Origin of the sequence: Brevibacterium sp. LE-L (assembly GCF_050214925.1) — a bacterium.
Taxonomy (GTDB): Bacteria; Actinomycetota; Actinomycetes; order Actinomycetales; family Brevibacteriaceae; genus Brevibacterium.
In genome coordinates, this window is the sequence record NZ_CP189759.1 from 3,243,427 (window position 1) to 3,256,790 (window position 13,364).

The following is a 13,364-nucleotide window of genomic DNA, read 5'->3' on the forward strand; positions in this document are numbered from 1 at the left end:
TCTCTTCCACTGTGGTCAGTATCGACACCAGCCTAAGGCACAGGCCTGCCGCGACGCTCATCGGCGAACATTCGGCCGCTCGTTCGCGTCCGATTCACACAATTGCCGCACCATCGGGCCCAGGACTACGAAACTGGTATATGTTATCCACATCACGTTTGCTAAGGAGTAGTGCGATGACCGACGAATCCCCCAGCGCAGGCCCAGCGATCCCTGAGTCGCAGAAAGCGAATTCCGGTGCCCGAGTCAAGGACGCAGTCGCCGTTCCCTCTCCGCATGCTCCCGGACCAGGCTCTCCAGCGGCCGCCGGACCGGCCGCCGCGACGCCTGCTGCACCCCCTGCAGTCGCTGCCGTCGCGAGCTCTGAGCCGACCGTGCACGAGGACGCCGAGCCGCAGGTCGAGGTCGCAGTCGCCACCGACGCCGCCTACACAGGCAAAGAAGCCGACCGCGTCCAGATCCGCCGCCCGCTGCGCAACGTCTCCGAAGTGCGTCACTTCTTCCGGACGAATCAGACTCCGATCTACTTTGTCGGGGCCACCCCGTTCAACCTCCTCGGTCTCGACCGGTGGGTGCGCAACTTCTCCTACATCACGTACTACGACGGGTGGGACGGCGCGCACCCGCGGGTGTTCTCCCCCCGCTACAAGCCCTATGTCGAGTTCGACTCGGGTGAGGCGATCAACAACTGGCTGCTGCTCAATGCCGAAGTGCGCGCGCATATGACGCGCAGCGTTCCCCACGGGGAGCGGGTGAAGGTGGCGATGGTCTTCTTCGATGAGGAGACCGAACGGATCTGCCGCGAGCTCGGCTACGATCTCATCCTGCCGTCGGCGGCTCTGCGCAATCAGCTCGATTCGAAGATCGAGACGACGAAGCTCGGCAACGAGGCCGGCGCCTTCTCCGTCCCCAACGTGCTGACCACAGCTGAGGCGTACGAAGAGCTCAACAAGCGGGCCGCCGAGGAGGGGCTGGGCACCGACCTGGTCGTACAGACTCCCTACGGCGATTCGGGGAAGACGACGTTCTTCATCTCCGGACCCGCTGACTGGGAGAAGCATAAGGACGACATCATCGGCGAGCAGCTCAAGGTGATGAAGCGGATCAACAACACTCCGGTCGCCGTCGAGGCGGTCATCACCTCCAGCGGTGTCGTCGTCGGTCCGTATCTGACTGAGCTCGCCGGTTTCGCCGAACTCACTCCCTACAAGGGAGGATGGTGCGGCAACGAGATGAAGCCCGACGTCCTCACCGCCCAACAGCGGGCCCAGACCCGCGACCTCGTTCGGCGAATGGGTGAGGGTCTGCGCAAACGCGGCTATCGCGGGTTCTTCGAAGTCGATGTCCTCGTCGATCTCGACAGCGACGTCTGCTACCTCGGTGAGCTCAATCCGCGTATCTCCGGCGCCTCGGCGATCACGAACGTCACCGCCGGTGCCTACGCCGATGTGCCGCTGTTCCTGTTCCACCTGCTCGAGTACCTCGATGTCGAATTCGACCTCGACGTCAACGAGATCAACGAACGGTGGGAGGAGCTCTCCGGTGCGGACGAGTGGAGCCAGATGATCATCAAGGAGACGGCTCCGATCACCGAATACATCACGCATTCGCCGCTGACCGGTCAGTACTACCTCGACCAGTACGGGACGCTGACCTATAAGCGGGCGGCCTTGGACTGGCATCCGCTGCAGAACGGCAACGAAGTGTTCTTCCTGCGCATCTTCGGCGCCGGCGACTACCGGTGGAAAGGCGCCGACCTCGGAGTGCTGGTGACGAAGAACCCGCTGCAGACCAATGTGGGCGGACCCGATTCGCTGAGCATCAGGGCCAAGCACTTCATCGATTCGATCCGCGCCATGTATGCCGGCGTCCCGGTCGCCGCGGAGGACCCGGCACCGGCCCTCGGCGGGCCCGGTGCGAAGGGCGACTGAGCGGCGGATCCCCGGTGGTAGCCTCGTCACAGTTGATGCGGCGGGGTTCCTGCCTGCCCTGGATGCGCAACATTCCGAACCGACCGAAAGGTGCACCGTGACCGAACCGTCACCGGACAACGCCACACCCACCCCCTCCTCGGCGGGGGTCGGCACTCCGCCCATCGCCGACCCGTCCGTCGATGTCGCGGCCGCCGCCGGCGGTGATCCCGCTGCGGTCGCGCCGCCGCTGGGCCTGGACCCTTCCGCGGGCGTCGATCGGGACAACTGGCAGGAACCCGGCAATGTTCGGTGGTCATTCCAGAACGTGAAAGAGGTTCTGCCCACGACGCCGATCTCGCGCGGGACCGGGCCGGTGGCCGAACTCCCGGCCGACCTGCAGGACCTCGGTGAGGTCGAGATACCGGCGACCGAGCACTCCGATGCGCGCAGCGTCCGCAGCGTCATCGAAGCTTCGGATACGGACGCGTGGCTGCTCATGCACAACGGGACAGTGCTCGCCGAGGAGTACTTCGGCGGGATGACGCCGGGCACCGAACATCTGCTCATGTCGGTATCGAAGTCGCTGGTCGGAACGGTCGCCGGCGTGCTCGTCGGCTCCGGCGACCTCGACCCGAACCGCCTGGTCACCGACTACGTTCCCGAACTCGCGAAGTCCGGCTATGCCGGAGCCACGGTGCGCCACATCCTCGATATGCGTTCGGGCATCCGGTTCTCCGAGGACTACCTCGATCCGAAGTCCGAGGTCAGACAGATCGAGGAGTCGATCGGCTGGACCGAGGCCAAGCGCGAGAACCCGGGCATCGGAATGTACGAGTTCCTCACCACCTTAGAGGCGAAGTCCGAACACGGCGGCGTTTTCGAATACCGCTCGTGTGAGACCGATGTGCTCGGCTGGGTGTGCGAGAAGATTGCCGGAGAGAGCATGCAGTCGCTGATGTCGCGGGTGCTGTGGTCGCACATCGGCGCGGAGCAGGATGCGCTCATCGCCACCGACCAATACGGCGTCGGAATGTTCGACGGCGGCATCAACACCACTCTGCGCGACCTCGCTCGATTCGGTCACGTCTACGCCAATCGCGGCCAATCGCTGACCGGCCAGCAGGTCGCACCGACGACGTGGATCGGCGACACCCTGACGACCTCGGCGGAGGTGCGGCGGGCCTTTGCCGAAGGACCCGGCGACAATCGGATGCCCGGCGGGGCCTATCACAATCAGTTCTGGTTCCCGTTCCCCGATTCCCACGCGTTCCTGACCCTGGGCATCCACGGCCAGATGATCTACATGAACCCAGGGGCGAACATCGTCGGCGTCAAGTTCTCCAGCTGGGGGCTGCCGCAGGATGCGACGAAGCTGTTCCCCACGATCCGCGCCTTCGAGGCCATGGCGAAGGCCGTCAACACGACCGCCCCGGCAGTCGGGTAACGACCGACACCGAGTCGCCCCGAGCCGGTGGGCTCTTCTCCTCCACGTACCGAACCATCAGTCACCATCAGCGGCACACCACCTCGGTGCAACGGTGCAGTGCGACGCTGACGGTGACTGATGCTTGCCGCACAACCGGTCGGCCTGTCTCGTCGGCCGCGTTCCGGCACTTCCGCAGGTTCCGTGTGTCCGAATCGGCACAGCTGTCGCCGGATCCGCACACTCAGCCGCATCGGCAGGCTGACGGCCATGGCAGAATCATTCACGTATTGACAACTTCTGTGATCGCAGTTCGTGCGAAGGAGAGAGACCATGACACCAACTCGTCGGACTTATCTGATGCCCCGCCTGCTGACCGCGGCCGCAGGAACTGCCCTCGCCCTGTCCCTGGCCGCCTGCGGCGGGTCCGGTGCCGACAAGCCGGCCGAAGACACACAGTCCGAAGCCGCCGAGTCCCCCGAAGGCGGATTCGGCGGAGGGTCAGTCGAGACGACACCGGCGGAATCGCCGGGTTCCGAACCCGCCGAGGCGGAGCCGACCGACACCGAATCGACCGATCCGTTCGCCGACGCTGCGAAGACGACAAACTGGGCCAGTGACGACGGGATGAAGATCGACAAGGACGGCAACGGCACCGTGCCCGCTTCGTCGATCGAAGCTGACCTCGTCGATCTGTTCGAGAACAAGCTCGAGCTGAAGCTCAAAGAAGCCAAGTGCGACTCCGATATGGAGCTCCGAGAGTGGTACGGATTCAAGTCCTGCCAGGTCACCGTCAAGGACAAAGAGGCTTACAAGGGCGAGCGGAAGTACTTCGGGACGGTGAAGATCGTCGACCACAAAGGTCAGATGATCAAGTACGAACTCATGTTCCCCGGCATCGACAAGGAAGACTTCGACTTCAAGGACTGACTCGGTCAGATTCCAGCAGGCACCACCCCGACGCAACCCCGTCCCCGTCACTCGGCGGGGATGGGGTCTCTGTGCCGCGGCTGCGCATCGACCTTCCCGCCGCGGTTGGCACCGAGTAGCATGAAGGGCCAGGCCGCAGGCACGCCTCCAGACAGGCAGACACGGACGCGGCCGGGAAGGACCCCTCATGACTGAGCACCGTCCCCCATTGCCGCCGTTCGATCGGGACTCCGCCGCGCAGAAGGTCCAGGGCGCCGAGGATGCGTGGAACACTCGCAGTCCGCAGACAGTCGCCGCGGCCTACACCGTGGATTCGGTGTGGCGCAATCGCGATGAGTTCATTACCGGCCGCGATGAGATCCTTGCGTTCCTCACCCGCAAATGGGACCGCGAACTCGACTACGCGCTGCGCAAGAATCTGTGGGCATTCGATGACAACCGCATTGCCGTCCGCTTCCAATACGAATGGCACGATGCCGGCGGTCAGTGGTGGCGCAGCTATGGAAACGAGTTGTGGGAGTTCGATGCTCAGGGGCTGATGGCACGCCGTGAAGCAAGCATCAATGATGTCGCCATCGCCGAGGCGGACCGCTGGATCCGTGGGCCCCGACCGGCCGAGGATCGCGGAAGGGAATTCGACCTCCGGTAAGACATTCGTGTGCTCAATCGCCGCGTTGGGCGGTGGCGGAGGCATCCCACCAGTCGAGGATCCGCTGGGCTTGCAGCGTCACCCATTTCGAGGGTTCGCCGACGGGTGCGTCGACATGGAACCAGACTTCCCCGCCGAGGCGGTGCTCCTGTTGCCAGCGTCCGTCCGCTCCTCGGCGAGGCCGGATCATCTCAACGGCTGCGCGCATGCGCGGATCCGGATCGGTGCCATCGGTTCGTGCTGCTTCTCGGAAGTAGTCGAGTGCCGGCAGGATCCCGTAGAACCATCGTGTGGGGCAGAACAGCGCCAGGGCACGTTCGTCGAAGGGTTCGCCGGTGCCTCGGCGGCGGAACAGGTCTCGGACGAGCAGGTATTCCTCTCCCCCGGCCCGGGCCTGAGCTACGCGTGCGCTGTCGCCGGTGGACTTCTGGTAATCGAGGAGCGCGACGAGGGCGTTGAGGGTGGAATGGAAGGAGGACACCTTCGCACCGTCGACCCATTCGCAGTTCCACCCGCCGTCATCGAGCTGGTGGTCGAGGAACCAGTCGACGAGCCCGTCGACATCGGCACCCAGCCAGAGGCCGTTCGACAGTGTCCACGCATTGATGCACACATCGACTTCGCCGCCCCAGTAGGGCAGGTTCTCGTATTCCCACCGAACGGGCGCCAGTTTCTCTGCGGTCCCTGCCAGCACCGACGCAGCCACTCCCCACTCGCGCAGGTCCTTGAGCGCCCAAGTCGTCGCCGTCCACGGCTGTGAACGCTCAGTGTCGAAATCGAAGCCGGCGGGGAAATATGCTCCGCCGGCCCATTGACCATCCGGGTCCTGCCTGGCGAGCAGCTCGGCACCGAATCCGACGTGCGCGACTTCGGCTCTGCTTGACTGCCAGGTCGAGTCCTCAGCACCGAGGAGGTCACGTTCGACCTGCCAGCGCAAGGACGGGTCGGAATCGAGCAGCCAGTCGGACAGTTGTGCGTTGATCATCGTTGATCTCCCGCGTCGGTCGAACAGTCTCTATGAGAGTAGGTGACGAACCGTCTGATGACCATACCCGCCGCCGAATTGCGGTCGAACGGACATCCGTCGCGCTCGGACCGGCCCTGAGCATAAGAGAAGACCCCCACGCCGGGACCTTATCCCTGGTGAGTGGCTTGATCGGTAGCGGGAGGGGCCCCTGTTTGCACCCACAACATGCCCGTGCCGGCCGCATTATCGGTCGGCTCGAGGGCGTTGGTGTCAATGCTGTTGACGTGATCACCTATCGTCACGCCGTCCGGTGTGCGGTCGATCGCGTGGTAGGTCATGGCGAGTTCGATGGAGGCGTTGCGGATGCGGCGGCGTTGCTTCTCGCCTTCTTGGTATCTGACGTATTCGACGTTCATTTGCCACCCCCTGCGAGGTTGCTGAGGATCCGTGGGATCTCGGTGGCCGCGGTCTGCATTTGTTCCGGGGGCGCGGAGATGGCGGTGAGGAGTGATGTGAGGACGGTTTCGAACTGGGCGCCCGTCTGCTCGGCGATACGCACTTGCCTCTCGTCGACACCGGCCTTCAACGTTTCGCCGGCGTACTTCGCGAGCAGGTCCTGCGCTTTGTGCAACAGCGTGTACACGATGTGCTGGCAGGCTTCCTGAATAGTCTCCCATTTCTCGCCCATGGGGATGTCTTCCTCGGATTCCTTCGTCGTCCCCCACCACAGTTCACCGTCAGTCTCGAAGAGCTCGACTTGGTGACGCAACCACTCGACTTCGCCAGCTTTGGATGCAACGAGATCCAGGAGTGCTTGCGCCAGGTCGAGGTCGGTGTGGGGTGTGCCGAGGCGGCGGGCAACGCGGGTGAGCTGGTCCTGCTCGAGGTTGCGAGTCGCAGCGGCGCGGGCCTTCTTGGATACCCCACCGTGGCGGAGACATACGCGCAGACCGCGGACGTGGTAGTTCTTGTATTGATCGCCACGCTTCTTCGACGTGGCTTGGCATTTCTTCGGGTCCCAGTTGCTCTTGTCGACCATCAGAGTCCGCTCACTTCGGTGGTGACGTACACGGTCGCGTCGTTGGGTACTGAGTGCAGGTGGTCGCCGATGCGGAGTGCGCTGGTGTCGGTGGCGGTTTCGAGGGTGATGGAGTGGAGTGTGCCGCTACGGCACCGGCCGAGGGCTGCGAGGGTCGGCAGGGTGACGGTCTTGCCGAGGTCGCTTGCGTTGAGGTGTCTGACGATCATGCACGGAGCATGCGGCCGGGCACGGGAGAGTTACCAGGGACGACACGCGGGTGACAAAAGAAGAGTGGCCCGAGCATGTTTGCGTGGGCCACTCTTCAGGGTGGAGCCTACTCAGGCACGTTAGCCTTCGATAATCTGAAAATCACCGTTCAGTCGAAGTTCACCGACCGTGATCACCTGGAGATCACCGACTTCAAGCTTCTTCCGGGCGTTCTCTTCTTGAAAGAAGACATCCTCAACTGCGGCGTCGCTTAAGAGCTCGATTGCTTCCTCACCGTCTGGTGTCGGCCTGTAGGTCGCCATGTAGTGGTAGGCGTAAACGGTGTCGCCGGGTTCGATCGTGTGGTCATCGGCATCCTCTACGTCGCGTTCCTCCCAGCTGATTTTGTAGCCCGTCTGCTCCCTTTCGATTCGTTCACACTCGGCCTCATCGCTAAAAATGCCGACCAGCGGATCAATCTTGTCGTCTGGGTCGAACGGAGACGTCTGTTCAGCGAACAGTAGGTACAATTTCTGCTTACTCATTGCTTGAGTCTCGCATCCTGTCGATCAGTGTGGTCCGCATTCTGCGCTGATTGGCGATGCGTATACTCGCGCCCACAGTGTTCGACCTTGATAGCGCAGACGCCCGATCATGCTCGCCGACCACTTGTGACTTCTGGTCCCTTTGCACAGGTAGTTCATGTTCTTCTGCTGAAACTTAACGACCCAGTCCTTCTTCTTGTACCGGTACTTTCCAGCCTTTAGGTCCTTGTCGGTCGCAGTTTGCGGGACCTGAACACCGGTCTTCACCCACATCAACGCGTTCTTGTAGCGCAGTTGGGAGGCCATCTTGATCCCTGTTACCGTCTTCGTGCACACAGTGACCGGTTTGACCCCGCCGTACTTATGACCGCTCGATTTCCTGGTGTGGAAGCTTTCTGGGTATAGAACGCACGGCCCGAAACGGACGCTGGCGACCTGAGCCTATATCCCACCGGGGTTCTCCTGCTCGATTTTGTCCAGCTTCTTCATGGCCTCTTCCTCCGTCTCGGCTTCGACGTACGGTGAGGCCCCTTGCATGCTCGTCAATTCTTGGTCGGTGACCTCGTTTTGGCTCGAGGCCGCGGCCGGGGTTACAGCGAAGCTGGCGAGCATAGTAGCCATCACGGCGCTGGTTACCAGCGACTTCACTAGTTTCATGGGGATGTTCCTTGCGGGCTTCATTCAAGGGGCTTTGCCATTCTCTGGCAACCATCGCGACACTACTGAAAACTGTCCTTTGATCGCATCGCACGTAAGTATGAAGTTCAGCCGCCTATGCCACACTGGCTTCCATGGTTCCTGGCACTGTGAGCGAGCTCTCCGAGCATGATCGGATGATCCTCGATTTGGAGAAGACCGCGCACACTGCGGCTGCCCGTCACTCGTTGTGCCGGCGCATCGATCTGCTGCCTGAGAAGTACACCGTTGCACTCGAGGGGCTGGCGGATACGGACGCCGCCTACAGTTACGCTCCGGATGTTGTCGAGCGAGTCAGGCAGTTACGGGCGGAACGGTTCGCGTTCGAACGACGGCAAGGACGGTGGAAGAACCGCTAGCAGTTGCTCGCACCTCTACTGCAGAGTCGGTATTGACCCATTCGATCAGATCCCGTTCACCCGGCTCGGGGCGTACGAGGCGACGTGTCGGCTGCTCGTTCGGGTTCACAGCTTTCCTCCTGCCTGTGGTCTGCCCGGCCTTTTCACATGTCGGGTGCGTATGGTGGGGTTGCTCCCCACTTCCTGAACGGTGCCCCTCGCGGGGTTTTCGTTCCGTCCTCTTAGGAAAACCTGAAATGGTGAACGGACGTGAAGTGGCGAGTATCTGCCTCGGGCGGTCGCGACCGCCCGAGGCAACATACCGTTGCTTACAGGCCTCATGGTTCCTCCCCGAGTAGTACGGAGATGACTGTCCGTGCTGCTTTCCGATAGTCGTTCTTCATCTCGGGTTCCTGCCCGTCCCATGTATCGGGTCCGTCGAATGATTCGAGTGCGGGTGCCGGGTCGGTGGACCAGATGGCCTCTGCTGCAAGCTCGACTGCTTCGTCGGTGCGGAGTTGGTCGCGTTGCCACTCCGCACCTTTGACGAACATCTTGTGGAACCGCTTGTTCTCGCGGTACCCGCGATGCTCGTAGGTGTGATGAGCGCTCGCGTGGTCCTCAGTCTTTTCGTCCCAGTTCATAGCTTCTCCTGCCCGACTACTTCAGTTAAAGTTCTGGCAACGGTAGACATGGAGGTCTCCTCATGTGGGCAGTAGTCGGCATCCTTCTGGTGATTGCGCTCGGATGCTGGCTGCTTGCAAAGGTTCGGTCGCCGGCTGCACATAAGCCGCCGACGATCGATGCGCCTCCAGAAGACTTCAGCCCGGGCCCAACCGCTGACACCGCACCCTCGAGCCAGACTTGGTTGTCGAAGGAGGAGGCCGATTCGGAGCTGGTCCGCGACGAATGCGGGAGTCTCGCCTTTCGAGTCGAACGACGAGAAGGCGAGTACCGGTTCGTCAGTGAAAAGTCCGGAAAGCACCCCTCCCCTGGCAACCTGGCCCTGGCAAGACTTGGGATCTTCTACCTGAACGTTCGCGGGTGGAAGAACTACCCTGCCGCACGGCTGAAAGTCGGCGATCACATTGATCTTCGCCGGCGGCCCGGGAACAAGTACGATTCGAACGCGATTGCTGTCGCTCGTCCCGGTTCGAAACACATCTATGGCTATGTCAACAAGGGGTTTGCTCGTCGTCTCGCGAAACCTATCGACTCCGGCAAAGAGTTCGTGGGAGTGGTCATGGGTCGGGCGGGCAACACGATCGCGGTTATGCCGACTGAGATCGCTGCGGAACTGGACCTGTAGCCTCCACCGCCGCTTGAATGTGTCGCTCATCTTCACCGTCCGGCGCCTTCACGCCCTGGGCCGTCGCCTGTTCGTCCCTCCGACCATCCGTTGAACGTCTTCACGCCAACGCTCCAATCTCACCTAGCATCCCCGCATGGGATTTTTCGACATCTTCAAAGGACCAAAAACCCGCGTCTACGCAGGGGAACCAATCGAACGAGCCCTGAAACCCTGGCTCTGTGAAAGCTACGAAGGCAGGGACGAAATCAGTCCCGAAGGACGGTTCAAGCACGCTTGGGTCAAACTCGAACCATCCGGCGACCGCGTCAACGTGAAGACCCTCGACGGTGAGAAGGTCGGCTATCTCGACAAGGACAGGCCCGAATGCTCCACCGTCGTCGAAATCATCAGGCAGGCCGGCATCGAAGCCGGCACCGTCAAATGCTTCCTCGACGAAGAACGTGGCCGTGACGGGCACAGAGCAATCTTGACGCTTGGCCCCCACAAGTACCAGCCGAAGCCGCCGTTCAAACGGCTCGAGGAGGTCGATGTGCGCGCTCAGTGACGGAGCGTTGGCAGCGGCGAGTGAGTTCATGCCCTGAGCTTCGCCTCCCTCACGGGATTTTTCCTAGTGTCGACACACGGTTGGTGAGGTTCGGCTCTGGCCCCGATGTTTGGTGAGGTTCGGTGGGCTTGGGTGAGTCGTCGGCGGGTGATGAGGTACTCGATGGGGCGAATCATGCCGCTCCCCTCAGCGCGAGGGTCCCGCGACGGTACGCCGACCACGCTGTGCCACTGTGCAGATAGTCGTCGTGCTGGTCGGGGGTGAGTTGCCCGGATGCGATCGCCGCCGTGAGCTCCCGAGCCGTTGTCAGTTCGGTGCCGGCGTCGTTCATGTCGGCCAGGGACGGGTTTATCGGCCCAACCTTCGACAGGCGGTTCTTCCGTTCGACTTTGATGATCGACCGCACATGTGACGGCATCAGCCAGTCCGCATGGGCAACACCAGCGTCTCCGGAAAACGCGAGAACTACCGGGCGACAGCACGATCCCAACAGGTGAACGGCAAGACTGTGCCGCGGTTCCGAACCGGTGCCGCAAAGGAAGCCGCACGCAACGCGCTCCTCGAGCCGCTGACCGACCTGCGGGGCCAAACGATCGCCGGCGAAACCTCGAGCACGACGACTCTGGCTTCATTCGCAAACGACTGGTTGAAACGGTGGGAAGAATCCGACGAACACCCGCCAAGCAGCTTGGACACTCTGAGGTCGGGGTGACGGCGAAGCACTACGTGCAGAAGCTCAACATTGGCCCGCAGGGTGTCGTTGGGGTGCTCGACAAGTGGATGCAAAGCGTGTCGTAACCGTGTCGGTGGCCGTCTCTGGGCAGAAAAATAGCCCCTCACCGGGACGTTATCCCTGGTGAGGGGCTTGAAAGTAGCGGGAGGGGGACTCGATCCCCCGACCTCACGATTATGAGTCGTGCGCTCTAACCAGCTGAGCTACCCCGCCCCAGCGCCGCATTCCAGGCGGCACGAGAGCCCCGAAAGGGAATCGAACCCTTGACCTTCTCCTTACCATGGAGATGCTCTGCCGACTGAGCTATCGGGGCAACAGGTAAGAATTTACACGGGTTCGCGCAGCCAGGGCAAATCGGCCCGGAGTGACGTCACTCACACGACCTCGTTTCGGCAGCGAGTTCCGGCGCAATTCTTCTGCCGTCACAGCTGTCACCAGTGGAAACGATCATCTCACCGGGTCAAAACGCCCCGCCAGGAACCCTTGCAGACGGCCCGGTTGGTTGGTGATGATCCCGTCGACCTCGGCGTCAAGAAGTTCTCGCCATTCGTTCATCTCATCCGCCGTCCAGACGAACACCCCGAGGTCGTTGTCCCTGATCTCGGTGACGACCGATTTCCGCATGGTGAAGCCCTTATAGGAGGGATTGATCGCCACCGCCCCGAGATCACGGGCGATCTCGATGTCTTCGGGCTTGGGCACCATGCGCAGCAGGAATCGGGCGACCATGGGCAGGAGGTCGCGGCAGGTTTCGAGGGTTTCGAGGTTGAAGGACTGGACGATCATCCGGTCGGCGATGCCGGTCTCGACCACGAGCTCGGAGATCCTCGCCACCGCGCCGGAAGACCACTCCCCTTTGAGCTCGAGCAGGAGCTCCCCGCCTCGATGCTGGATGTCGCGCATCACGGCGGACAGGGTGGGGATCCGCACTCCGTGGAATCCGGGCCCCATCCAGGACCCGGCGTCGACGAACGACAGCTCCTCGGCGGTGAGGTTGGCTACGGGGCCTCTGCGGTTCGTGGTCCGGTCCAGGTCAGGGTCGTGGAGGATCACGGGCACGCCATCGGCGCTCGTCGATGTGTCGACCTCGATGAAGTCGACCCCGAGCGCACGCGCGGCATCGACGGCGGCCAGACTGTTCTCGGGCACAACTGCCGAATATCCGCGGTGCGCAATCACCAGCGGTCGGCTGCCGACCCCGGGCCGTTCGGCCATGCCTCGTTCGTGAAGGAACTGCAGAAAGCTCATGGGTTCACCCTATGCCCTGATAGGGCGAACGTGCATGACGGCCTCGGACCCCCAACGGTCACCGCTCTGGCCCTGACCGGCGCCGGCCTGCTGAGGCTTCACCCCAGGGCCGCTATCACCGACGAAGACGGCGCCACCATCGCCGAGGTGGCTGCTTCCTCTCCGCGCTCGTTTCGTCGGCTTGTCGGCCACCGCGCCCCTGACTGCCACCGCCGGCTTCCGCAGACCTGCCCGTGGTGCCCGGTTCCGCTCCGCGCCCTCCCGGCCCCAATCCGGCGCCGATGTCGGTCGTCGCTTGCGCACGGCGTTGGCGCCATGCCGCGACCTCGTCGTCGATGTTGCGCGGCGGGGTGAAGACCGGCGGGCCTTCGCGCAGGTCCATCACGGCATCTCGCACTCGAGCGTTGAATCCTGCGAGGTAGTCGCGGACATCTGCCTCTTCGGTGAAGGCGTCGACAGTGTCTTCGAGGACAGCGTTCTCCTTCCGGAGTTGGAACGCGGCCGGGGCGACTCCGCTGATGCCCTCGGTATCCATCTTCTGCTTGATCCACCAATCGGGATCGGACGAACCGTGCAGACCTGTCAACGGTTTGCCGAGGCCGGGCAGATCATCGAAATCACCGCGTCTGATGGCCTTGTCGAGGGCGGATTCGACCACAGCGTTGCGGTCCTCCAGCGAATTCAGGCGCCGAGGCGGCCCTGCGTCAGTCGGATCGTCGCCCATCGTCTCGCCTCTCCTCCACCGCGTCCGCCGGGTGGTGTCCTTCAACGTTAGAGGCGAGGTTCAGGCTTGGCAAGGGAATGTGGGAAGTGTGCGAGACGAGAGAAGCTCCGTGAC

The 13,364-nt window shown here is 62.6% G+C and carries 18 protein-coding genes and 2 tRNA genes; 8 read left to right on the forward strand and 12 right to left on the reverse strand.

Features of this window, described 5'->3' with window-relative positions; translation table 11 throughout:
- Nucleotides 1–176: 176 nt before the first annotated feature.
- From ACQE2J_RS14750 to ACQE2J_RS14765, 4 genes are all read left to right on the forward strand, one after another.
- On the forward strand, nucleotides 177–1,931 hold the full coding sequence (locus tag ACQE2J_RS14750) for a biotin carboxylase (RefSeq protein ID WP_425120266.1): 1,755 nt from the start codon (nucleotides 177–179) through the stop codon (nucleotides 1,929–1,931).
- A gap of 97 nt (nucleotides 1,932–2,028) precedes the next feature.
- Nucleotides 2,029–3,357 (forward strand): serine hydrolase domain-containing protein, encoded by a 1,329-nt coding sequence (locus tag ACQE2J_RS14755; protein WP_426936525.1) that lies wholly within the window; start codon nucleotides 2,029–2,031, stop codon nucleotides 3,355–3,357.
- 312 nt (nucleotides 3,358–3,669) lie between these two features.
- Complete coding sequence (locus ACQE2J_RS14760; RefSeq protein ID WP_425120264.1) at nucleotides 3,670–4,266, forward strand: hypothetical protein; 597 nt, start codon at nucleotides 3,670–3,672, stop codon at nucleotides 4,264–4,266.
- Between the two features lie 187 nt (nucleotides 4,267–4,453).
- Complete coding sequence (locus tag ACQE2J_RS14765) at nucleotides 4,454–4,915, forward strand: DUF1348 family protein (protein ID WP_426936526.1); 462 nt, start codon at nucleotides 4,454–4,456, stop codon at nucleotides 4,913–4,915.
- 13 nt (nucleotides 4,916–4,928) lie between these two features.
- Here the strand turns inward: ACQE2J_RS14765 and ACQE2J_RS14770 are convergent, their stop codons facing one another.
- The 6 genes from ACQE2J_RS14770 to ACQE2J_RS14795 all read right to left on the reverse strand — a co-directional run bounded on the left by ACQE2J_RS14770 (nucleotide 4,929) and on the right by ACQE2J_RS14795 (nucleotide 8,312).
- Nucleotides 4,929–5,900, reverse strand: a complete 972-nt coding sequence (locus ACQE2J_RS14770) for a squalene cyclase (protein WP_425120262.1) — start codon at nucleotides 5,898–5,900, stop codon at nucleotides 4,929–4,931.
- Nucleotides 5,901–6,049: 149 nt separating this feature from the next.
- A complete protein-coding gene (locus ACQE2J_RS14775) occupies nucleotides 6,050–6,298 on the reverse strand; it encodes a hypothetical protein (protein ID WP_135537157.1) in 249 nt (82 codons plus the stop codon).
- Complete coding sequence (locus ACQE2J_RS14780; protein ID WP_135537158.1) at nucleotides 6,295–6,921, reverse strand: hypothetical protein; 627 nt, start codon at nucleotides 6,919–6,921, stop codon at nucleotides 6,295–6,297. Before ACQE2J_RS14780 ends, ACQE2J_RS14775 begins: the two co-directional genes overlap by 4 nt.
- Nucleotides 6,921–7,130: a hypothetical protein gene (locus tag ACQE2J_RS14785; RefSeq protein ID WP_135537159.1), complete on the reverse strand. Its 210-nt coding sequence runs from the start codon at nucleotides 7,128–7,130 to the stop codon at nucleotides 6,921–6,923. Before ACQE2J_RS14785 ends, ACQE2J_RS14780 begins: the two co-directional genes overlap by 1 nt.
- 120 nt (nucleotides 7,131–7,250) lie before the next feature.
- Nucleotides 7,251–7,655 carry a hypothetical protein gene (locus tag ACQE2J_RS14790; RefSeq protein WP_135537160.1) on the reverse strand — a complete coding sequence of 135 codons (405 nt, stop codon included), beginning with the start codon at nucleotides 7,653–7,655 and terminating at the stop codon, nucleotides 7,251–7,253.
- Nucleotides 7,656–8,096: 441 nt separating this feature from the next.
- Nucleotides 8,097–8,312: a hypothetical protein gene (locus ACQE2J_RS14795; protein WP_135537161.1), complete on the reverse strand. Its 216-nt coding sequence runs from the start codon at nucleotides 8,310–8,312 to the stop codon at nucleotides 8,097–8,099.
- A gap of 134 nt (nucleotides 8,313–8,446) precedes the next feature.
- On the opposite strand from ACQE2J_RS14795, the gene ACQE2J_RS14800 reads away from it, so the two are divergent.
- Entirely contained in the window at nucleotides 8,447–8,710 is a 264-nt protein-coding gene (locus ACQE2J_RS14800; RefSeq protein WP_135537162.1) for a DUF3263 domain-containing protein, read from the forward strand.
- A gap of 317 nt (nucleotides 8,711–9,027) precedes the next feature.
- Here ACQE2J_RS14800 and ACQE2J_RS14805 read toward each other — a convergent pair whose 3' ends face one another.
- Complete coding sequence (locus ACQE2J_RS14805; RefSeq protein ID WP_135537163.1) at nucleotides 9,028–9,333, reverse strand: hypothetical protein; 306 nt, start codon at nucleotides 9,331–9,333, stop codon at nucleotides 9,028–9,030.
- A 62-nt stretch (nucleotides 9,334–9,395) separates the two neighbouring features.
- Between ACQE2J_RS14805 and ACQE2J_RS14810 the strand changes: the two genes are divergently transcribed.
- Together ACQE2J_RS14810 and ACQE2J_RS14815 are read left to right on the forward strand one after the other, a co-directional pair.
- Nucleotides 9,396–9,998 (forward strand): HIRAN domain-containing protein, encoded by a 603-nt coding sequence (locus tag ACQE2J_RS14810; RefSeq protein ID WP_135537164.1) that lies wholly within the window; start codon nucleotides 9,396–9,398, stop codon nucleotides 9,996–9,998.
- Nucleotides 9,999–10,134: 136 nt separating this feature from the next.
- Nucleotides 10,135–10,545: a hypothetical protein gene (locus tag ACQE2J_RS14815; protein WP_135537165.1), complete on the forward strand. Its 411-nt coding sequence runs from the start codon at nucleotides 10,135–10,137 to the stop codon at nucleotides 10,543–10,545.
- Between the two features lie 172 nt (nucleotides 10,546–10,717).
- Here the strand turns inward: ACQE2J_RS14815 and ACQE2J_RS14820 are convergent, their stop codons facing one another.
- Entirely contained in the window at nucleotides 10,718–10,963 is a 246-nt protein-coding gene (locus tag ACQE2J_RS14820; RefSeq protein WP_135537166.1) for a hypothetical protein, read from the reverse strand.
- Between the two features lie 12 nt (nucleotides 10,964–10,975).
- On the opposite strand from ACQE2J_RS14820, the gene ACQE2J_RS14825 reads away from it, so the two are divergent.
- Nucleotides 10,976–11,257, forward strand: coding sequence for a hypothetical protein (locus ACQE2J_RS14825; protein WP_135537167.1), 282 nt, complete (start codon nucleotides 10,976–10,978; stop codon nucleotides 11,255–11,257).
- A gap of 160 nt (nucleotides 11,258–11,417) precedes the next feature.
- Here ACQE2J_RS14825 and ACQE2J_RS14830 read toward each other — a convergent pair.
- From ACQE2J_RS14830 to ACQE2J_RS14845, 4 genes are all read right to left on the reverse strand, one after another.
- A tRNA-Met gene (locus tag ACQE2J_RS14830) sits at nucleotides 11,418–11,491 on the reverse strand.
- A gap of 27 nt (nucleotides 11,492–11,518) precedes the next feature.
- Nucleotides 11,519–11,591 (reverse strand) — tRNA-Thr (locus ACQE2J_RS14835).
- Between the two features lie 134 nt (nucleotides 11,592–11,725).
- Entirely contained in the window at nucleotides 11,726–12,526 is an 801-nt protein-coding gene (locus ACQE2J_RS14840; protein WP_135537168.1) for a glycerophosphodiester phosphodiesterase, read from the reverse strand.
- A gap of 115 nt (nucleotides 12,527–12,641) precedes the next feature.
- Nucleotides 12,642–13,250 carry a DUF1992 domain-containing protein gene (locus ACQE2J_RS14845; protein ID WP_425120387.1) on the reverse strand — a complete coding sequence of 203 codons (609 nt, stop codon included), beginning with the start codon at nucleotides 13,248–13,250 and terminating at the stop codon, nucleotides 12,642–12,644.
- Between the last annotated feature and the right edge of the window lie 114 nt (nucleotides 13,251–13,364).